Below are 3,101 nucleotides of genomic sequence, written 5' to 3'. Positions count from 1 at the left end.
ATCATCTCGTCCTCTCCATTATACGTCCTAAGTGTTCTGTCTTGTGCTATAGCTCAGATTCGATGGCCTGGTCTTACCCCCTAAAGTTTCGTCGTTCTCAACCGGTGGGCGATAACGTACAAAATCAATACCGGCCGTCAGTGGCTGCTGGCGATAATGTACAGAATCAATACCGGCCGTCAGTGGCTGCTGGCGATAATGTACAGAATCAATCCCGGCTGTCAATGGCTTATGATTATCAATCTAAAGTTTCCTCTGTTCTGTCCGGGGCTTCTGTCCGCTCTGTTCCTTCTACTGCCGGTGCTGGGAATGGTCAGGGGCGTAAACCAAAATCGTGGAGAACTCATGGTATAAAAGGCTAAACGGAGTTGCTTTAGTTAAGGTGAGTCTGTCGATTAACAGAATTGCTCTCTTGACATTCCCCAAAATTGCGGGCATCTTATAAAAGAACACTTAGAGATTTCAACAATGGTTAAGAGTGAACATCGTGATGACCCGATGTCATCCCTTCAATCGCGAAAAAAATTTTTAGAACTCGACTTGTTAAGAGTCCTAGCTATTGCTTTGGTTATCTCCAGCCATGCAACGGCTTATCTAGGTTGGTCTCCTCATATTAACCAACTGATGAAATTCCCGGGATCTATTGGTGTGGGTCTGTTTCTCTATCTGTCAGGATTTCTTTGTCAACGCTCTCAAAACAATAATCAGTCTAATCAGACCAGATGGGAAGTTCTTCAGAAAAGACTTGTTCGGATTTTCCCTCTTTACTGGTTATCTCTTCTTGCTTTTATTGTAATATTTCATTTTCTGTCAATTTTTCATAATTTCGATTTTTCTCCATTACCCACTACGGTAATAGCTCACTTTTTAGGTCTACATCTAGTTCTAAGAAGTAGTTACGTTTCTAGGAGCCCAACTCTCTGGTATATTGGTGGTTTGGTAATCTACTATTTACTTTTTAGTCTAATGAGCAAATTGAACTTTAAAAAGTTTTTGGCTCTAAACATATTACTTTTTGTATCGGCGATTTTGCTGAAAATATTTTTCAAGAATCAATCAATCCATATTATTGATAACAGGCTTATCATGAATTATCCTATTTTCTTAACAGGCGTGATTGTAGGTAAATTTGATCCAAATTTTTTGTTTTTAAGACGCTACATTAGATTGACTCTGTTTTTGTCTCTAACTGCTTCTTTACTTTTTAGGATTTTTTATGGACAGAATCTAATTGGGACTCACACTTTTTTGATTGATTGGCAGGACATAAAATTTTATTTGTACATTTTTGTATGGACAATATTTTTTCTGAATTTGGGGATACTCGTAACTCCATTAATGCTAAAAGCATCTAAGAAAATTGAGTATTTTGCGACGATTAGTTATGCTATATACCTATTTCATAGACCGATTTATGGACTAATCTATGGGTTACTTTTGAGCCTAGATTTAGGGTCAAAAACAATCAGAACTATTATGTTTCCACTTGCTACACTTCTACTAATAATCGCCTCACAGTATATCACGAGTTTTGATATTAATGTTCTCCAACCTAAAGCAACCCAGGTAATGAGAAAGCTCTTCCCTAAAACAGCCACGAAGTGAGCGACCGTCTTCTAGGGATAGGTAAGACCTATGTGAATATTTTACACGCCGCTTATTGAACATCTCTACATAATATAATAGTATTTGTAGAGTTTCTAATAAACTAATGGCAGAACCGAAGAAAATCGGCATGATAATTTTAGGTATCATGTTTACACTTGTTCTCTTGAGTGGGATTTGGGAGATGTGGAGTGTATATCAATTTGAGAGTCGGCCAACAAATATTGAAAGAGAAGCAGCTAAGTGGTTAAGAAATATGGAAAGAGAGAGAGAGAGAGAACCGAAAGACTTAGGCAGGAATACAGGGAAAGGCAGGAAGCGCAATGAGCTGGTTTTTAAATCTTCTTTGCCCCAAAAGTGGAAAGCGATCGCTTTTCGGGTTGAATACCTAGTGCCTTGTCTTGTCGTCACCAGGCGGCGCAGTTGTTTTGAGAAGACGATCGCCTATTCGGAGAAGTGGGCGACCGTCTACTAAGGATAGGTGAGACCTATGGGAATATTTTACACGCCGCCGGTCTAAAGTGAAAGTAGTTGCAGTTTGACGATTGGGGAATGGGGAGAGGCGATCGCGCTTGTGGTCGCCTCTTTTTTGGGCGGTTCACCGGTGACAGGAGAGGTTGTTGAGGCGGCGAGTCTTGGGGAGGTAAAACAAAATTAAGCACTCTGATTGTGCTCATAACAGAAATAAGACTCATTTTATTATTGGAGTGTTAAATAAATCGAGGCAAAACACTCTAATGATTTACATGATTTTAGATAGACCATACTGCAAAATTGGTTTCTCCAAACACCCCCAAAAAAGACTAAAACAATTACAGACTGGGAACCCTCGCCGATTAATATTATTGGCAGTATGTAACTTGCCTAATAGTTTTGAAAAAGAATTTCATCGTTTTTTTAAAAAATATAAATTCAATAATGAATGGTTTTTGATTCCACCCAATGAACTTGACTGCATTCTATTTGTATTGAAACTCATGGAAAATCAAGGGATTCAGTTAAAGTTGCCATTAGATGATTGCTAATCTAAAAAATCATCTTTCCCGTTCTAATGTTGTTAACTGATGGGGGATTGCGGTTGCCTTGGGAATACTTAGGCGATCGCATCCCGTCAGGTTGGCTGGTTTTAAGGCTCCGCTGAGTGGGTGAGTTGGCTGGTTTTAGAGGTAGGGCGATCGCATCTCCGACGGCTAACTGTAGAAGGTAGGTTGCCAAAAAGTTTCCCAGGTTTCCATTTTCCAGTAGGTGAGTTGAGAGGTAAGGCGATCGCATTTCCCAAAGATTTGACACTCTACGGCCTTCGGCCTTACTGGTTGACTGGTGAAAAGGATAGCGGGCGGTACACACCACTTATCGTAATGCACCACGCAGGGTCCCGCAGTCGGCTAGGCTGGGAGTGGTTAAGTTTTGGTCGGGTTTCCTGGGTTCACATAACCTACTCCTGGTGCGATCGCTTTACACAACACAGTCGGACTCTAGTAGGTTGGCAGGTGCGA

General features: G+C 40.6%; 4 protein-coding genes. 3 read left to right on the top strand and 1 reads right to left on the bottom strand.

The features are described 5' to 3' along the window. Nucleotides 1-468 precede the first annotated feature (468 nt). From P5683_RS23730 to P5683_RS26580, 3 genes are all read left to right on the top strand, one after another. On the top strand, nt 469-1,605 hold the full coding sequence (locus tag P5683_RS23730; RefSeq protein WP_193520634.1) for an acyltransferase: 1,137 nt from the start codon (nt 469-471) through the stop codon (nt 1,603-1,605). Between the two features lie 148 nt (nt 1,606-1,753). Further along, the gene (locus tag P5683_RS23725; RefSeq protein ID WP_315641124.1) at nt 1,754-2,080 is read left to right on the top strand and encodes a hypothetical protein; all 327 of its coding nucleotides are present in this window, start codon (nt 1,754-1,756) and stop codon (nt 2,078-2,080) included. A 262-nt stretch (nt 2,081-2,342) separates the two neighbouring features. Then, nucleotides 2,343-2,630 (top strand): GIY-YIG nuclease family protein, encoded by a 288-nt coding sequence (locus P5683_RS26580; RefSeq protein ID WP_396442583.1) that lies wholly within the window; start codon nt 2,343-2,345, stop codon nt 2,628-2,630. A 1-nt stretch (nt 2,631) separates the two neighbouring features. Here P5683_RS26580 and P5683_RS23720 read toward each other — a convergent pair whose 3' ends face one another. Next, nucleotides 2,632-2,895, bottom strand: coding sequence for a hypothetical protein (locus P5683_RS23720; RefSeq protein ID WP_193520636.1), 264 nt, complete (start codon nt 2,893-2,895; stop codon nt 2,632-2,634). Nucleotides 2,896-3,101 lie beyond the last annotated feature (206 nt).

Source organism: Limnospira sp. PMC 1279.21 (assembly GCF_032349615.1).
Lineage (GTDB): Bacteria > Cyanobacteriota > Cyanobacteriia > Cyanobacteriales > Microcoleaceae > Limnospira > Limnospira fusiformis.
This window is presented reverse-complemented; position numbering and strand designations above follow the sequence as displayed.

Coding starts and splice junctions, on each gene's coding strand:
- P5683_RS23730 (WP_193520634.1), top strand. CDS start 469: ATGGTTAAGAGTGAACATCGTGATGACCCGATGTCATCCCTTCAATCG.
- P5683_RS26580 (WP_396442583.1), top strand. CDS start 2,343: ATGATTTACATGATTTTAGATAGACCATACTGCAAAATTGGTTTCTCC.
- P5683_RS23725 (WP_315641124.1), top strand. CDS start 1,754: ATGTTTACACTTGTTCTCTTGAGTGGGATTTGGGAGATGTGGAGTGTA.